Origin of the sequence: Chitinophaga varians (genome assembly GCF_012641275.1) — a bacterium.
Lineage (GTDB): Bacteria > Bacteroidota > Bacteroidia > Chitinophagales > Chitinophagaceae > Chitinophaga > Chitinophaga varians_A.
In genome coordinates, this window is the sequence record NZ_JABAIA010000004.1 from 639249 (window position 1) to 657471 (window position 18223).

Here is an 18223-nt window from a genome sequence, read left to right on the forward strand (position 1 = left end):
CACAATGTGGTATCAAACAAAAGCAACGGAGTTATTGGGTATTGATTACCCTATTATGCAGGGGCCTTTCGGGGGGAATCTCTCGTCAGCGCAGTTGGTATCTGCGGTTTCAAACGCCGGCGGATTGGGTGGTTATGGCGCATATACCAATAGCCCGCAGGAGATCGTGGAGATAGACAGGCAAATAAGAGCAGCTACCAATAAGCCGTATAATCTCAACTTATGGGTGTCGGATACGGATGTTACCGGAGCGGTTACCGATGAACAATATCAACAGGGGGTCCGGGTGTTTAAGCCTTACTTTGATGAATTAGATCTGCCGGTGCCTGTTAAGCCCGCACCTTTTCAATCCAGGTTTGAAAATCAGTTGCAGGTAGTCATGGACATCCGGCCCAAAGTATTCAGCTATATGTTTGGTACACTGACGGAAGATGTACTGGAGCAATGCCGCAGAAGAGGGATCATCACGGTAGGAGCGGCCACCACGTTGGATGAAGCCATTGCATTGGAAGCAACTGGTACAGATATGATCATCGCCTCAGGGTTTGAAGCCGGCGGGCATCGCCCTTCGTTTCTTCGCTCAGCTGAAGCTTCCGTAACAGGGACTTTTGTGCTGGTGCAACTGATACGGGAGAAAGTGAAAGTTCCGGTTGTAGCGGCCGGAGGAATTGCAACCGGTGCCGGTATCAAAGCTGCCCTGACTTTAGGAGCAGACGCAGTACAGATAGGAACAGCTTTCCTGGCCTGTGAAGAATCCAATATACTGCCTGTGCACAGAGAGGCGTTGTTCTCTGAAAAAGCAAAATACACAGCGCTGACGCGCGCATTTACCGGCAGGCTCGGACGCGGACTGACCAGCAGGCTTGGGGAAGAGACGAAAGGAAAGGAAGCGGGATTCCTGCCTTTCCCGTTGCAGGGCCCCTTTATGTCGTCCCTGCGGAAAGCCGCGTTAGACAAAGAACAATGGGATATGATCCAGTTTTGGGGTGGGCAGATCGCTCCCATATTGAAACACCGGAAGGCGGACGCATTAATGCATGCGCTGGTAATGGAGACCACCGCTTTATTCGCAAAATGATCCAACGGGAAAGGTCCAGGCTATTGCCCCTGTGGGCTCACTTAGCCAGCCTGCGAAGAAAGAGGCTTGTAAACATTCATTTACAAGCCTCTTTTAATGTTGTCAGGTGTCAATTTTTACCGGGAATATGACTTGCTTACCTGCCTTGCAGGTTTGCCATGTTTGCGGGATAGCGTTCCCCCTGAAGGCTGATGTTGTCCAAAGCATTATTGATATTGACCAAATCAGCATCGCTTAAGGTGATGTTTGCTCCGCCTGTATTTTCTTCGAGGCGATTCATTTTTGTAGTTCCCGGAATCGGCACGATCCATGGTTTTTGCGCCAGCAGCCATGCCAATGCAATCTGCGCTGGCGTAGCGTTATGTGCGCTGGCAATTTTGGTTACAAGATCGATAATGGTTTGATTCGCTTCGCGATTTTCTTTGCTGAAACGAGGCAGGATATTTCTGAAATCGGTTTTGTCAAATTTAGTGTCCGCATTCATCTTGCCCGTTAAAAAACCTTTTCCCAACGGACTGAAAGGAACGAAGCCAATGCCTAATTCCTCAAGCAATGGAATGATTTCTATTTCAGGTTCGCGCCAGAACATGGAGTACTCGCTTTGCAGCGTTGCCACGGGTTGTACGGCATGTGCCTTTCGTATACTTTGCACGCCGGCTTCACTCATGCCGAAGTGTCTTACTTTGCCTTCGGCTATCAAATCCTTTACGGTCCCGGCGACGTCTTCAATAGGTACGTTCGGATCTACACGGTGTTGATAAAACAAGTCGATATAATCTGTTTGCAGATAACGGAGCGAGTTTTCCGCCACTTGCCTGATGCGTTCGGGGCGACTGTCCAAACCATCTGTATTTCTGCCGTTTGCAAAGCCAAACTTGGTGGCGATGACCACTTTGTCACGTACCTTGTGCAATCCCTTCCCGACCAACTGCTCATTGGCGCCTTGTCCATACGCTTCTGCGGTGTCAAAGAACGTAATACCCGATTCATAGGCTTCTTGAATGAGTGCAATGGCATCTTTTTCATTTGTTGCCGGACCATAACCATGGCTTAATCCCATGCAGCCGAAACCAAGTTCAGAGACTGCTAACCCTGATGTTCCCAATTGTCGTGTTTTCATTTTTGTATGTTTGTTTTCGCTCCAAAATTATGGAGATGGGAAAGCTGTTGTTGTATACACGTTACTGGTTTTCTTACCAGTTTTACTGATTGGCAAGGCAGCTGTCAAAAAAGCTTGCCGGAACCTGTAAATTTGTAGCTATAAAAGAGCAGCATATGGATGAGATTGTAAAAATTCGCAGCGTCGCACAATACAATGCCATGAGGGGAGTAGCGACCAGACATCCGCTGGTTACGGTGATTGACCTCTCGAAAGCGCAACCGGTGCCCGCGAAATCATTCAACTTTGATTTGTATGCGGTGGGCCTGAAGGAATTGAACGGTGGCCAATTGCGCTATGGAAGAAAGCACTATGACTACCAGGAAGGAAGTCTGATATTTATAGCGCCCGGACAGGTGGTGGGTGTGCAACCCGGACTTGAACTATTTGCACTGAAGGGCTGGGTGTTGCTCTTTCATCCTGACCTGATAAATGGTACTCCGCTGGGCAAACATATGCAGGATTATTCTTTCTTTTCGTATGATGTAAACGAAGCGCTTCACCTGTCGGATAAAGAGAAGAGTATTGTAATAGACTGCTTCTCAAAAATCGGGTATGAACTCGATCAAAATATAGACAAACACAGCAAAAGATTGATTTCATCCAACATTGAGTTGCTGCTCAATTACTGCATCCGTTTTTACGACCGCCAGTTCATTACGCGTGACAATGCAAATAAAGGTGTCCTGGAACGCTTTGAACACCTGTTGAATGACTATTTTTTATCCGGTAAACCACAGAGCGAGGGCTTGCCTTCCGTGGCTTATTGCGCCGAATTCCTGCATTTGTCCCCCAACTATTTTGGTGACCTGATAAAGAAAGAAACCGGGAAAACCGCTCTGGAATACATTCAGTCAAAAGTGATAGATGTGGCGAAAGAGAGACTGTTTGAGAGGAATAAGTCCGCAAGCGAAATTGCCTACGAATTGGGCTTTAAATACCCGCAGCATTTCACCCGCCTGTTCAAACAAAAAGCAGGCGTTACGCCGAATGATTACCGGATGATGAATTAAATACTTCCTGCGCATGTGGCCTTCCCAGGATTTTTCGAATGCCCGGAATGACGCTGACCTCTATAATATACCTGATAAAGAACAGCCCCTGTTTAAACTTGTTTTTCCCAAACATCGCCAGCATATCCTTCAACGCATTGGGCTGATGCATCCACTTAGTATTAAACAACGTCGCCTGGCCCATTTTGCCAAACCGGGCAAACATCTGCTTTTCATAGTGGGCAATAGCTTGTCTGGTATCGCTGAATGCCGGGTTAGTCAGTGCTTCACTCAGCTGCAGCGCGTCCAGCATGGCCATGTTCACGCCTTCGCCGGCAAAAGGCGGCATCCAGTGGGCGGCATCGCCCAGCAGGGTGATATCGGCATTGGCTTCCCATTGCTGGTCTGGTGGTATGCAATATTGCGGGCGCGGAATGAAAGTCGTGTCCGGGCTTTCAAAGAGTTCCCACCAGGCAGGGTTCCAGGCTGAAAATTCCTTTTTAAACCACGCAAGGACCTGACGATGGTCTGTAAAATCAATACCACTTTCTTTCGCCCAATGTTCATTGGATTTAAAGCTGGCCATAAATCCGAAGCTGCCGTTATCTTTGGAGCTGACGATCAGCGTTTGTTCTTTCCCGTAGCCGAATAACTTTCCGCCCTTTAGTAATTCATAAATGAGCGGTGCGGTCCTGGCGCCGTCTTTCAGCGATCCTTCCAGCATGGTGATGCCTGTCCAGTAAGGCTTGACAGCGGTGACAAACGGCCTGATCTTCGAGTTGGCCCCGTCTGCGCCGATAATGATATCCGCAGTAGCGGTATGACCGTTTTGGAAAACCAATTTCCAGGTGCCCTGTATTTTTTCAATCGATAAAATGTGGCTGTCCCAAACAACGGTGTCCGGCGCCAGCGAATCCAGGAGGATTTGCCGCAAGGGGCCACGGTCAATTTCCGGGCGATGGTGTGTATCGCCGAAGGTTTCTTTTTTGCCCGTCTGATGTTCATCAAAATGAATAGTCAGCTGGTCGTCTACCACGCGCATCAGTCCCGCTTCCGGGCGGTAGTGCTTTTTAAATTCTTCCATCAGCCCTGCTTTGGCCAGTGCTGCGAGGCCGGAATCAGTATGCAGGTCCAGTGCGCCGCCCTGTATCCTCACATCTTTATTGATGTCCCGTTCATATACTTTTACCTGGGCGCCTTTTAGTTGTAAGAGCCTTGCCAGGGTGAGGCCTCCTGGGCCTCCACCAACGATAGCGATCTTTTTATTCTTGATATTCATGATCACAAAACTAGGATGACGGTACCCTGTAGAATAGTAAAAATCGGCCGTTTTGATTTTTAGTGAAGGCAGTGAATCTGTCTTGCAGAAGGAGCGATTCGCAAAGGAAATACAAGCAGCTTGTTTCGAATGGTAAATGATATAAATATGATTAGTGTTTAATGTTTTAACGGCCGGAAGACTTGACCAGACCCGGTTTACAGGCTTCCGAATGTGTTTTCGACTGATCAAAGCATGCAAAAGACCTATATGATTACATTTAATTAATACTCTTTTTTTACTGCCATCATTTTGCAGTTATCTTTTTTGATCTTAACTTTGCGCCCTCATAAACAACTTTGGAACAGAATTTTGAACAGAAATGTGGGATAGATTTTACTTTAGAGTCATTGGCCTTTTTATTTTACTGAACGGCGCGTTATTTTTATCTAAGGACTGGATGTTAGACAATGGTGTTCACCATAATGTGCTACTCTTCGGAAACCTCGCGCTGGCTTTACTTTCAGCATTCACCTATAACATGAGCCGCAAAGGCGTACAGGCAGAAAGCAACGCTGTTTTTATGCTCCGTGTATACGGCGCTATGATCAGCAGAATGATGCTTTGCCTGGCAGGTATCACTATCTACGCTGTGGTGAACAGAGCTAATACCAGCAAATACACCATATTCACGCTGATGTTCTTCTATGCAGTATATGCTGTTTGCGAGAATGTGAGCCTGCAGAAAGTTGCCCGCCCGCAGAAAGCGGAAAAATAAAAAGACCGGCCATGGGCCAGTCTTTTCATTTGCTTTTGGCAGGTAAGTTATTCTACCCAATAGGTTAATGTTACCACAATGTAGCCATCAGGGCCTACATTGCCGCTGCTGAGCGTCACTGTTTTGGAAACAGCACCGTCCCAGTTACCGGGGTATGCACCAAAGGTATACGTACCAGCCGGCAGATTTTCAAACTTGTCTTCATCTTCCTGCCCGCCGGGGTAATAATACTCACCGGTGGCTACGTTCTGTGCCCAGTAGCCGCGCAGGCCTGAACCGCCTGTTACCGGCGCCCCATGGATGTCCACCAGGGTTATCCGGACATTAAATGTTGTTGAGATCTTGTCGTTGTCGGCAGGCTTCTCTGCTACAGACAATATGTTTACTGTTTTTTCCGGAGCGGAAGCGGCATGGCTTTGGACAAAAAATAAAGTTGACAGGAAACTTAAAACAATTGTTTTTCTCATCGGTTAAAATTTAAAATTCAGGTTTTCAAATACCTATTTAAGATAGATTTTTTTTCCGTAATCTGATGTTATTTTATGATGAAACAAGCCGGATATGACCCCGACACCGGCTGTTGATGTAATAACCCGCTGATACTGCCATCATGGCGTGATATACTGCCTGTTCGCAGTGGTTTGGCTTACTTTAGTAGAAGCCCGAACTATCCGTTTCTCCTTTTCTCATATTTTCTTAACCCAAACCCCTATTTATGAGCAAATACATCCTCTCCCTCATGCTGTTGAGTGTTGTGGTATTTTCTGCCTGTAAGAAAGAGCAGAACGGCACATCAGCGGATAATAACGCAGTAACAGCTGCTGCCGACAAGGCACAAATAAACGACCACCAGGACCAGGTGCTTACTCCTGCAGGCTGGGTGGCCAAATCGAAAGTACATCATATTGAAACAGGTGAATACCTGAGCGGCGAAGGCAACCGGCTGCGCAGGTATGACCGCAATGGCAAGGTGTTGGCGGATTACGGCGCCATAGAACAGGACGACGCCAGAATTCCGTTCAACCCCAAAAAGTCCAAAAAGCCCGGTAATGGCGTGTTCCCGCTGGGCTCCGGCTGGATCACCTACACTTACTGGACCAATAACACGGCTTCTGCTATTTCCTACTTCGCTACCAGCTGGACGGTGCCACCCGCGCCAGCAGTGAATTCCGGACAGACCATCTTCCTGTTCAACGGCTTGCAGAATTCCAGCAACATCCTGCAGCCGGTGTTGCAGTGGGGACCTTCTGCGGCCGGCGGCGGCAGCTACTGGGCCATCGCCAACTGGTACGTCGGTAACAACTCTGTATACAGCAATCTGATACGCGTCAATCCGGGCACCAACCTCCAGGGTATTATGAGCCTGATAGGCGGCAGTGGCAGCACCCGCAGCTATACGTCCGTGTTTACCGGTTATCCTTCCATTAACCTGACGGTCAACAATATCCCCACATTGTATTGGGCGGCAGAGTCGCTGGAAGCGTATGGCGTGGTCACCTGCTCCAACTATCCCAATACGGCCAAAACAAGGCTCAGTGGTATCGACCTGAGAGTGGGTGGCGCACAGGCGCCCCTGTCATGGTCAATAGACAACCCTGTTACAGACTGCGGCCAGCACTCCACAGTGGTGACCCAGGGTACGCCTAACGGCATCGTAGATATCTATTATTGACAATACCGAAACGGTAACGGGCGATGAAAGCCTCGCAGGCAGGCCCTGTGAGGCTTTCGTTTTGTTGTTTCCGGAACGCTTTGTAAATTGATGCTAATGCTTTCGGCTTATTAGCTATTTTTACAGTTCCGTTTTCGAGAGATGCTATTTTTAGAAATAATTGAGTGACCAACCATGAATATTGCAGGAGAGGTGGATGAAAAAGCCCTGCTGGCGCTGGCTGCCGCAGGCGATGAAACAGCCTTTGAGGCGCTCTTTATGAAGTACCGGCAGAAGTTATACAGCTTTATGCTGCAATTGAACGGCTCCGGCCCGGCAGCAGAAGATGTGGTGCAGGAAGTGTTCTTCAGGCTCTGGAAAGAACGTGATAAACTGGCCGCTATCGTACATTTTAACAGTTATCTCTTTCGTATGGCACAGAACCAGGCCATCAACGATTTCAGGAAAATGGCCCGGGCCACGCTGTTGCCTATAGAAGAGGCAAGCCGGCCAGACACCACCCACACCTCCGTTTCCGGTGAAGAGGTGGAATTTAAGGCATTACGGGAACGGGTGCACGAAATCATTGAATCCCTGCCTCCCCAGCAACGCAAGGTATACCTCCTGAACAGGGAACAGGGACTGAAGCATAAAGAAATCGCCAGCCTGCTGAATATTTCCCCTTCTACGGTCAACAAACACCTGGTGCAGGCGCTTCAGGCGCTACGCACAGGCCTGGGCAATCATACAGACCTGCTGCCGGTGTTCTTCCTGCTGCTGACCGCCTCAGAAAATTCCCCCTTCTGAAAAAAATTTCAATTTACACTAGACATACCCCGCCGTTTTCTTGTCTCTATAGTATTACAGGGCATTTTCAGCCCTGGTATGAATGATTAAACCTGTTTCCATGTCCGAAGGGAGAATAGATTACCTGGCGGCTAAGTTTTTTCAGCAGGCCTGTACGCCTGCAGAGAAGGAAGAACTTGCGCGCTGGATAGAACAATCTGACGGCGATGCTGCGCTGCAGCAGGTGCTGGAGCGTGTATGGGCCGATTACGAGCCGGTAGCACAGCTCACGGAGGAAGCCTCTTCCCGGATCATTGGAGATATTTTAGACAGACAACACACCGTCTCCGTTGGTGCAGCCGTACGCCCGCTACATAAACTGCTGCGCTACGCTGCTGCGGCGGTCATCTTTGTCGCGGCGCTGGCAGGCGGCTATGCCCTCTGGAAGTCAGGACCGGCGGCGCCTTCTGCACCGGCAGTGGTAAAGGCCGCAAAGCCGGAGATACTGCCGCCGGGAGGCAACAAAGCTACGCTGACAATGGCAGACGGCTCCGTGATCACGCTGGACAGTACCCTGAACAGCACCGTCATAACGGGGAACCAGGTACGCATCGTGAAAACGGACAGCGGACTGGTGACCTACCAACAGCTGGGCATACAGGATGCGAAGCCGGCTTATAATACGCTGACAGTGCCCAGAGGAGGACAGTTCCGCGTGGTATTGGCCGATGGCACCAAAGTATGGCTCAACGCGATGAGCAGTCTGCATTATCCTGTAGCATTCAGTAACGGGGCCCGCAAGGTGGAGCTCTCCGGTGAAGCCTATTTTGAAGTAGCCGCCAGCAGCGCCCGGCCGTTTCTTGTAACGGTAAACGATATGGAGCTGACAGTACTGGGCACCGCTTTTAATGTGTCGGCTTATCCGGACGAGGCATTTGTGCATGCTACGCTGCTCTCAGGAAAAGTAGTGGTGAAACACCATGAGGTAAGCCTGCCGCTGGCTAAAGGCTGTCAGGCCGCGCTGAACAGGCGCACAGGACAACTGACAAACACACCGGTCAACACGGATGAAGCAGTGGCCTGGAAAAACGGGCGCTTCATTTTTAATGCTGCCCCCATGAAGGAAATCATGCGGCAATTGAGCCGCTGGTATAATATAGATGTAGCCTATGCAGGAGAGGTAAACGAACAGTTTTATGCAGAGATCCCGCGTTTCGCCAACGCTGCGGAAGCGTTAAAAATCCTGGAGCTGACAGGGAAAGTACATTTCCGGCTCGAAGGACAACGAGTGACCGTATATCCCTGATACCACGGGCAAAATGCCCTTCCATAAACAGACGGACCAACCATTCGTATAGTGATCCCGTAAAAAATCCTGTTCACTGCTAATGAACAGGACCTGCACCTGGTGCTGCTAACACCGGGTGCTGCGGGTAATTTTAAACATCACGCTGATGATCATTTATTAATCACCCAAAATCAAAAGTATGATTTTACCCGCTTGGAACCAAGCCGGAAACAATTTCCGTTTCTTATCAACCAAACCGTGGAGGATTATGAAGTTATCCGCCGTTCTTATGCTGGGAGCCTGTATGCAGCTTAGTGCCACCGGCTATTCGCAGCGACTGCAACTCTCCCTGAACAATGCACCGGTCAGCAAGGTATTCAGTGAACTACACCGGCAATCCGGGTATACCTTTGTATATACCGCATCACAGCTGCGACAGGCAGAGAAGGTGACCCTTAACCTGAAAGATGTTACGCTGGTACAGGCGCTGGACAGCTGTCTGCGCAACCTGCCGCTTGCCTATATTATCCGGGACAATATGGTGATCATTCGGGAAAATCCTGTCCCTCCGCCGCCACCCATCAGGGTTTCGGGCTTCATCTATGATGAGAACGGTCAGCCGGTGCCAGGCGTGTCTGTAGGTGTAAAAGGCACTACCAAAGGAGCTATCACCAATGCCAACGGAGAATTCACACTGCCCGAAGTGGCACCGGACGCTGTACTGGTGGTTTCTTCCATCGGTTATCAGGCACAGGAAGTAGCTGTTGGTAGCAGGCCCGTTCTCAAAGTAGTATTAAAAATCGCGCCGCAGGCGCTGGATGAAAGAGTAGTAATTGGTTATGGCTCCGCCAGAAGGAGAGACCTGACTGGCTCCATCGCCAAAGTAGCGACCGTGCAGCCGGAACAAAACATGTCGTCCAATACGGTCAACGGCCTGCAGGGCAGGGTGGCCGGCTTGTTTGTAAAACAGGGAGACTCAAGGCCCGGCGCTGTTCCGCAATTCACCATCAGAGGCGTGCAAACATTACAGACCAACGAGGCCGGCAGCGGCACCAACCCGCTGATCGTAATAGACGGACTGGTGATAGACGCGGCATCCAACGGTGCCAACGCCAATTACAGCCTGGCCAACCTCAATCCGCAGGACATAGAATCTATTGAGGTATTAAAAGATGCTGCTTCTTCGGCTATATACGGTGCGAGGGGAGCGCAGGGAGTTGTGCTGATCACCACTAAGAAAGGCAACTTCAACAGCAAAACACGTGTTAACGTGAACGCCTATTGGGGCACTACAAAATCGGTCTTCAACTATAACCCGCTGAACAGCGAGCAATATAGCATGATCTTCAAAGAAGCCAGGAACAACAGGATCAGCGATATCGACAAACAAATAGCCGGCGGCGGGCTCACTCCTGAACAAATCGCCGGTCTGAATAATGAAAAAGACCTCATCCAGGCGCAGATCGACAACCTGGACATGGGAACGGCCGATAACAACTGGCTGAAGAAAGTGACGCCTTCGCAGGCTATCACCAAAAATGTGCAGACCAGCCTGGCCGGTGGTACCGATAAAACTACCTACTACCTTTCCTTCGGACAGTATTCCGAAGACAATGCGGTGGGCAAAGGCCGCTTTACCCGCTACTCCGGTAAGCTGGCCGTTACACAGAAAATATTCAACTGGTTCAAGGCCGGCGCAGATATCAGCATTTCCAATGTGCTGGATAAAGATATAGACGCGCCGCTTTATTACGCTATGCTGGCCAGACCTGACATGCCTGAGGAAATCAAATACAACGACGACGGCACCTATGGGTACTGGTACGGTTTGCAGGAACATCCCTATGCCACCAGGGATGGCTACGCCAAAACTACCCGCACCTGGAATTATGTTGGTAACTTTTTCGCGGAAATCACTTTACCAAAGAACTTCTCCTTCCGCACTATGCTGGCAGCATCTAAGAACAATAATGTCAGCGAGACTTTCGACAACCCGATCAGTTACTACGGACAGGCCATGCGCGGCGTATATAAAAATGAAGGCGTTAACGGGCTGCGTTATACGTGGAACAACGTGCTGAGCTATCGTTTCGATGTCAGCAAATGGAGAGGCGATGCGTTGCTGGGGCAGGAGTATACCGATAACAACTATAACGTTACCGGTTTTTCCATGACAGGTTTCCCTTCCACGCCGAGCCTCTGGAAACCAGGAAATGCCTCCAGCTTCGACAATAATTTTGTGTCCAAAAACCGTGAGTTCAGGGAGAATTCACAGTCGTTTTTCCTGCGTACCAACATGAGCTGGGACCATAAGTACCTGTTCAGCGCTTCTGTCAGAAGAGACGGCTCTTCCAAGCTGAAAGATTTCCGTTATGCCTGGTTCCCCGCGGTTTCTGCCGGTTGGGTGGTGTCCAGCGAACCTTTTATGAAAGGACAGAAATGGATCAGCTACCTGAAAATACGCACCAGCTACGGCATCACTGGTAATATCCGTCCGCTTGGGTTAAACGACGTAAGCAACCTGGTGGCCACACAAACCTATCTGAACGCTCCGGCCCTGCAACTCTACAACAGGCTGGGTAACCCGGCGCTTAAATGGGAACGCACGCGGCAACAGGACATCGGGGTGGAAGCACGTTTCCTGAACGACAGGCTGAGCGCCACCGTGGAATATTACACGAAGAAAACAGACGCACTGCTGTCTTCAATATTCATTCCCGCATCTGCCGGCGGATTCTCCAGCCAGCGCGTGAACCTGGGTGCTATGGACAACCGTGGCGTGGACATCGCGGTCAGCTATAGCAGCGCCGCCGCAGGAGCCAACAGCTTCAAATGGAATGTAGGAGTTGTAGGTAATATTAACCGCAACCGCATCACGGAATTGCGCGATAACATCATGAACTACGCCGGTTATTATCCGGGAGGCCCCATGGGATTTGTGGTAGTAGGACAGCCGGTAGGTATGCTTCAGCTTTATAACGCGCTGGGAATTGATCCGCAAACTGGTGACGTGATATACGAAGATGTCAACAAAGACGGGGTGATCAACCAGGCGGACATGATCTATGTGCCCACTTCACAACCCAAATTCAGCGGCGGGTTTAATTTCGACGCTTCCTGGAAAGGTTTCAGCGCTTCCGCGCAGTTCGTATATACCGTCGGTAATAAAATATATAACCTCAGCGACCAGGGCGCGCGCTTTTATGGTTTGAGCGATGAATCCGGTGTGATGGACAACATGCCTGACTGGGTACTGGACAGATGGACCAAACCCGGTGACAACAGCCACTATCCCCGCGCAGTGACAGGACCTCATGGCGCCGGAAAAACGTCGGACTGGAACAGCAGGCCATCTACTTTATTTCTCTTCAACGGCTCTTTCCTCCGGTTTAAAAACTTTACACTGGGCTACGATTTTGCAGGAAGAATTGTCAAAAGCAAGGCGTTCGAACAGTTACGCCTATACGGAGCTGTACAGAACATATTCGTCATCAAAGACAGAGGCCTGAAATCGGGAGATCCCGAACAGGCGTTGGAGAATGGCGTGCAGCTGGCTATTGTGCCCATGCCGCGTACTATTTCCATTGGTATCAATGCCCGGTTCTAATTTGAATTACTAAAAAGATTATTACATGCTGACATATAAAAAAACGCTGTTGTTATTTGTTACCGCACTGTCGCTGGCTGGTTGCAGCGGTAAACTGGATGAACCACAACCGGATACCTCCATCGATCTGGACCACGTACAGCCGCAGCAGCTGCCGCTATTGTTACAGGGCGCTTATAAGCCTGATGGCGTATACTACCAGTCCTACCCGGTATGGGACATTTATAGTGATGACATTGTATCTATCCAGGGAGGCACGCCTACGCAGTTTAACCCGATTGGTTATGATGCGTGCAATCCTACTGTGGAAGATGGTTTCGGCAATGGCCGCACTATTAACAGCGCCTACAAGTCCATCGGCAACGCTAATTTTATCATCAATTATATCCGGAGCAAAAAGTTGTCAGACATGCAGCCCTTGCTGGGGGAAGCGCTGACGATACGGGCGTACCAGTACACACGGCTGGTGGAAACCTACGGTGGCGTTATTTTGACGTTGGAAACAGAAACGGATATCAACAAAATCCGTCGAGATAAAAATACTGAAGCAGAAGTGTATGCGTCCATCGTCGCCGATCTTACCGAAGCTATTCCCCTGTTGAAGGATTTTACTACCTCCAATGCGGCCTGTAAACAAACAGCGCAACTGCTGCTGGCAAGGGTTTACCTGCAACTGGGCAAACATCAGGAGGCGGGCGATCTCGCGCAACAGGTGATCAGCTCCGGCAAGTTCTCGCTGGTAAACAGTAACTATGGACAAGTGTTCCAGTTTGGCAGCACGTCACGGGAAATGATGTGGAGAGGGGTTGACGGGCCGTTGAGCAACAATTTCAACCGCTACGGCATGTACTCCTTTTACAGCCCTGCCGCGCCGTTTAAGGGAAACAGCCCCGGGCTTACCTGGATAAGCGACGAGCTGGTAAAATTGTACGAACCAACAGATATCCGGAGCCAGTTGCTGCGCCGGCAACGTAATGCGGTCACCGGACAGGAAGTGACCTACCTGCTGAAGTTCTCCACAGATACGTTGCAATCCACTTCTTCCACCTATGCCATTTATCCGTATATCCGTTACAGTGAGGCCCTGCTGATAGCCGCAGAAGCCAGCGCCAGAAAAGGCGTGGTGGACGTGACCTACTACAACCAGCTGAGAACGGCCCGTAAGGCCGGCACCAAAAGCAACGGCGACTTTGCCGATGCGGCTGCCTTCCTGAAAGAGCTGGAGAATGAAAGAAGACGGGAATTTGTGGGAGAAGGCCGCCGCTGGCAGGACATGCGCCGCTTTGGTACCGCTATTCCTTTCCTGGCCGCGAAAGGTAAAGACGCTACCCGCCTGTACCTGCCTTTTAATTCAACAGAGCTTGCCAGGAACCCTAACCTGACACAGAACAAAGGATATTGATATTAACCGTTTAACCCCGTCAGGGCCGGTCTGCAAAAGACCGGCCCTTTTTTCTGCCCTGAACTTCCGCCATGGGAACAGTCCCACGAAAATGGGAGCGTTCCCATGAAAAATATCTTCCGAAATATTTTGTCCCATCAAATTCTTTATGAAAATTACCAATTCCCGGACATCAGGGCGTTGACCCAGCGATGACGGGGGCCCACAGTTATGAAAAAACATCTTGCAACATCCCGGGAGTTTCCCGCAGCGCAACAGTTAAACAGATGGACCAGTTAGACAGACGCCATTTCATCCGGAAGACCGGTATACTTGCGCTGGGCGCAGTGATCCCGTATACAGCCACCCTGAAGGGCCTGTCTGCTCCGGCTTCGACAGCAGTATTTGATATAGTCGTTTACGGTGGAACGAGCGGCGGCGTAATGGCCGCCATCCAGGCAGCACGCATGGGTAAGACCGTGGCGTTGATAGAGCCGGGAAAACACCTGGGCGGCCTCACCAGCGGGGGGCTTGGCTGGGTGGACGTAGGAGACCCGCACACCATCGGCGGACTGGCAAGGGAGTATTTCCACCGCGTCTGGAAACACTACCGCAACGATAGCGCCTGGAAATGGGAGAAAAAGCATGCCATGGCCGAACAACATGCTGCGCTGGCACCCGATGACCAAACCATGTGGATATTGGAACCCTCTGTGGCAGAACGGCTGTTCGATCAGATGGTAAGCGAAGCAAAGGTGACCGTGGTAAAGAACGAACGGCTGGACCGCGGCAGCGGCGTGAAAATGGAGCGAAACAAAATTACCAGCATCCGGATGGAATCGGGCCGTGTTTTCACGGCCGGTATGTTCATTGACGCCACGTATGAAGGCGATCTGATGGCAGCGTGCGGCGTATCTTACATAGTTGGGCGGGAACCCAACAGCCGTTATCAGGAAACAAACAATGGCATCCGCCCCTTGCCGCTTCCGGGGCGCTTCCCCGAAGGCATCGATCCGTACCGGGTGAAGGGAAATCCGCAAAGTGGCCTGCTTGACCGCGTGTGTCCCGACCGGGGAGGAAATGTGGGAGACGGGGACAAGGGGGTACAGGCTTACAACTACCGGCTGTGTCTTACCAATATCCCCGAAAACCGGGTATCTATAGAAAAGCCGGCAGGCTACAAAGACGAACAGTATGAGCTGCTGTTCCGCTTCATCGAAGCAGGAGGGATGGAAAGTGATTTTTTCAAAACGTCGTTGCAGGGCAGTTTTCTAAAACTCGACCGGCTGCCCAATGGCAAAACCGATACTAACAACAACGGCTATATTTCCACTGACTTTGTGGGCATGAGCTGGAATTACCCGGAGGCGGACTACAGCACCCGCGAGCATATAGCCAACATGCATGAGCAATGGCAACGGGGACTGATCTGGACATTGCAGCACCATCCGCGTATCCCGGCGGCTGTGCGTCAGCGTTATATCCCATGGGGACTGGCAAAAGACGAGTTTACCGATACAGGCAACTGGCCGTTCCAGCTTTATATCCGTGAAGCCCGCCGCATGGTCGGCGATGTGGTGATCACGGAACACACGGCACTGGCCAAAGAGGTGGCGCCAGACCCGGTGGGACTTGGCTCTTACCATATGGACTCCCACGCAATAAAACTTTTTGTATCGCCCACCGGCTTCGTTACGAGCGAAGGCGGCATGTTCGTACACATACCGGCGCCCTTTGGCATCAGTTATCGGGCCATTATACCCAGGCGTGGCGAATGCGGGAATCTGCTGGTGCCGCTTTGCGCGTCCGTCACCCATGCAGCATATGGCTCTATCCGGATGGAACCGGTTTTTATGGTGCTGGGACAGTCTGCTGCTACAGCGGCGAGCCTTGCGATAGACCATAACACCGCCGTTCAGGATGTGCCGTATGACAGGCTGCGCGCCCGTTTATTAAAAGACAGACAGATCATTTTTAATCGGTAAGTATGATGCAAAAAATCAGGTCGGCATGGCTGGCCGTTTCCACTTTATTGTTCGCCGTATCAATGGCTGTTGCCCAGGATTCCACTTTTCATCCTGCTGCGCACTGGGTGTGTGTTAACCAGACCGGTTACAACACCCAGGCTCCCAAACGTTTTACCGTGCCCACCGCGCCGGAGGGCAGCGTCGATTTTTACATTACTACCGGTAACGCCTCTACGCCGTTATACAAGGGGAAGACCCATCAGGGAGTGGGCGACTTTACCAGCTTCAGTCCGGCAGACCCGCAGCAGTCCTATGTGGTCCATGTCAAAGGCGGCCATTTGCCGGAAGGGGTGTCGTATCCATTCCACATCGCGCCCTTCCTCATTGAAAAAGCAGCGCTGGAGCCTTCCGTGTGGTTTATGAATGATAGCCGCAGTATAACGGGCACGCACCATTCTGCCTACGGCGGCTGCCCCTGGCGGGATGGTACCTATTACTCCTATGAGGTGCCTTCACTGGTCTGGATGTATCTTTCTAACCCCGCAGCGTATAACGCCATGCCGGCTACCATTTCCTACGATAGCCTGAAGGCGATGGTGATGAAACCGGACTTCAAACTGGTGCAAAGCCCCGGAGATGAAACGGCGCTGGCAGCTGCCCGGAAATATTTTACCACGTTGGATAAACCGTTGGGCAACCAGGTACCCGACGTGCTGATGAATGTGCACTGGGGTATTGGGTATTACCTGGTGAACCCCGAAACCAAAGACCCCAGCGGCGATTCACTGCCCCGGCAGCTGCATCCGCAAACACTCGCGCAATTTGCTTTTTTCCTATATGCGTACCCGTATGTTGATAGGTGGTTCTCCCGGAAGTTTTACCAGCAGGCCTTGAATTTCGCCCGCAGCAATTGGGAGAAAGCCGGTTTACTGGACGTACAACGCGAAGTAGGCACCTCCAAAGGACGCCATGCGCCGGGATTTTCCGTACTGCCCAATCTGCTGATGTATGAAGTGGCCAAACGGGAGAAGCTTCCCGGCGCGGCGGCGTATCTGCAGGCAGCCAACAAACAGGTCGCCTGGATCATTGACTCTTTGAATTTCGAAGATCCGCTGGTAACGAAAGGGCAGCGCATGAGTGAACACATGCTGATGTCCGGCCTCGCTGTTTACCTGTTGCGTTACAAAGACCAGGCGCCTGCGGGCCTCCAGGGCAAGATAGAGCAGTGGGCAGATATCATGGTGCGCCGGTCCGACAATGCGTGGGACTTCCGGAAATATGACAATGACACCGCCTGGGCCGTACCGGTATACAATGAAGTGGGCAACGTGGCCGGTTTCCCTGCCTCCACGCTGCTGGCCGCAGCCATCGTGAAAGACCCTGCGAAAAAACAACGCCTGGAACAAATCGCCTATGCGCATTTCGATAATCTGTATGGCCGTAATCCGCTGAATGCACATGCCGCCCATCATCCGGAAAAAGGCTTCAAAGGCATTTCCAAAGGGTATCCCAGAGGATTTCTTGTTGATGTGACCGCCCGGCTGGAACTATGCCGCGGCTCATTGAGCTGTTTGCCCGGAACGGAGATGTATCCTTTTAACCCGCTGGGGAAAGACCGGCACCTCGAAGGATGGATCAACCATAACACCGCCTGGAATATGAGCCTGGCGGTGCTCAACTGGTACGATAACCATCCCGTATCATTGACCCGTAAAAAAGACGGCCTGTATATTTTATGGCAGGCGCCGGTAAGCCGGTCTTTGCCGCTTACCGTGCTGGTCAACGGAGAGAAAAAGGGAACGATCTTACTGTCAGAAAGCGGCAATGAATTTAAAGGAATACTGAAAACGGATAAATCATCCCTGCTGCTGGAGCGGGAAAAGGTGGCGGTCAAAAAAGGAGACCGTATCGCTGTGGCATATGGAGACGGGTTCCTGGAGAGGAGAATGGAGCTGGTGTATTAAGAATAAGCCGGTACCCGTCGGGGATTTTACATGAAAAGGCTTGCGGGCATTAGCTTACAAGCCTTTTTCTATGGCAGTGTTTCAGCGGAGATGTAGCCGCTACAGATGACTGTTGGGTAAAGTAATAAAAGCCGAAATGACCACCAGAATAATTAATATAAACAGCACTACGGATTCCAGAATTGTTTGGACTTGCATATGATACTTTTTAAGTTTAAATGGTTATTTTTATAATAGAACAGATCAAACTGAAATAGGTTGACCTAAAACCCGATTTTTCTGTTCTCCACGTTATCGCAGTAATTCCCTCATTG

Annotated in this window: 13 protein-coding genes; 10 read left to right on the top strand and 3 right to left on the bottom strand. The window is 50.7% G+C overall.

The genetic code is table 11. From position 1 onward, the window contains the following. The first annotated feature begins 4 nt into the window (after window positions 1-4). A complete protein-coding gene (locus tag HGH92_RS31985) occupies window positions 5-1078 on the top strand; it encodes an NAD(P)H-dependent flavin oxidoreductase (RefSeq protein WP_168874912.1) in 1074 nt (357 codons plus the stop codon). A gap of 136 nt (window positions 1079-1214) precedes the next feature. Here the strand turns inward: HGH92_RS31985 and HGH92_RS31990 are convergent, their stop codons facing one another. Next, window positions 1215-2198 (bottom strand): aldo/keto reductase, encoded by a 984-nt coding sequence (locus HGH92_RS31990; protein WP_168874913.1) that lies wholly within the window; start codon window positions 2196-2198, stop codon window positions 1215-1217. Window positions 2199-2353: 155 nt separating this feature from the next. Between HGH92_RS31990 and HGH92_RS31995 the strand changes: the two genes are divergently transcribed. Continuing rightward, complete coding sequence (locus HGH92_RS31995; protein WP_168874914.1) at window positions 2354-3250, top strand: helix-turn-helix domain-containing protein; 897 nt, start codon at window positions 2354-2356, stop codon at window positions 3248-3250. Here HGH92_RS31995 and HGH92_RS32000 read toward each other — a convergent pair. Further along, on the bottom strand, window positions 3219-4508 hold the full coding sequence (locus HGH92_RS32000; RefSeq protein ID WP_168874915.1) for an FAD-dependent oxidoreductase: 1290 nt from the start codon (window positions 4506-4508) through the stop codon (window positions 3219-3221). The two genes, HGH92_RS31995 and HGH92_RS32000, sit on opposite strands and share 32 nt — an antisense overlap. A 439-nt stretch (window positions 4509-4947) precedes the next feature. On the opposite strand from HGH92_RS32000, the gene HGH92_RS32005 reads away from it, so the two are divergent. Beyond that, window positions 4948-5265, top strand: a complete 318-nt coding sequence (locus tag HGH92_RS32005) for a hypothetical protein (RefSeq protein WP_168874916.1) — start codon at window positions 4948-4950, stop codon at window positions 5263-5265. 47 nt (window positions 5266-5312) lie between these two features. Here HGH92_RS32005 and HGH92_RS32010 read toward each other — a convergent pair whose 3' ends face one another. Next, the gene (locus HGH92_RS32010) at window positions 5313-5732 is read right to left on the bottom strand and encodes a hypothetical protein (protein WP_168874917.1); all 420 of its coding nucleotides are present in this window, start codon (window positions 5730-5732) and stop codon (window positions 5313-5315) included. Between the two features lie 248 nt (window positions 5733-5980). Between HGH92_RS32010 and HGH92_RS32015 the strand changes: the two genes are divergently transcribed. The 7 genes from HGH92_RS32015 to HGH92_RS32045 all read left to right on the top strand — a co-directional run bounded on the left by HGH92_RS32015 (window position 5981) and on the right by HGH92_RS32045 (window position 17909). After that, complete coding sequence (locus HGH92_RS32015; RefSeq protein ID WP_168874918.1) at window positions 5981-6937, top strand: hypothetical protein; 957 nt, start codon at window positions 5981-5983, stop codon at window positions 6935-6937. 174 nt (window positions 6938-7111) lie between these two features. Then, the gene (locus tag HGH92_RS32020; RefSeq protein ID WP_168874919.1) at window positions 7112-7723 is read left to right on the top strand and encodes an RNA polymerase sigma factor; all 612 of its coding nucleotides are present in this window, start codon (window positions 7112-7114) and stop codon (window positions 7721-7723) included. A gap of 100 nt (window positions 7724-7823) precedes the next feature. Beyond that, window positions 7824-9008 carry a FecR family protein gene (locus tag HGH92_RS32025; RefSeq protein WP_168874920.1) on the top strand — a complete coding sequence of 395 codons (1185 nt, stop codon included), beginning with the start codon at window positions 7824-7826 and terminating at the stop codon, window positions 9006-9008. 250 nt (window positions 9009-9258) lie between these two features. Beyond that, a complete protein-coding gene (locus HGH92_RS32030; protein WP_168874921.1) occupies window positions 9259-12597 on the top strand; it encodes a TonB-dependent receptor in 3339 nt (1112 codons plus the stop codon). Window positions 12598-12622: 25 nt separating this feature from the next. Next, entirely contained in the window at window positions 12623-13999 is a 1377-nt protein-coding gene (locus tag HGH92_RS32035; RefSeq protein ID WP_168874922.1) for a RagB/SusD family nutrient uptake outer membrane protein, read from the top strand. A 266-nt stretch (window positions 14000-14265) separates the two neighbouring features. Then, complete coding sequence (locus tag HGH92_RS32040) at window positions 14266-15963, top strand: FAD-dependent oxidoreductase (protein ID WP_168874923.1); 1698 nt, start codon at window positions 14266-14268, stop codon at window positions 15961-15963. Between the two features lie 2 nt (window positions 15964-15965). After that, a complete protein-coding gene (locus tag HGH92_RS32045) occupies window positions 15966-17909 on the top strand; it encodes a hypothetical protein (protein WP_168874924.1) in 1944 nt (647 codons plus the stop codon). Window positions 17910-18223: the final 314 nt, after the last annotated feature.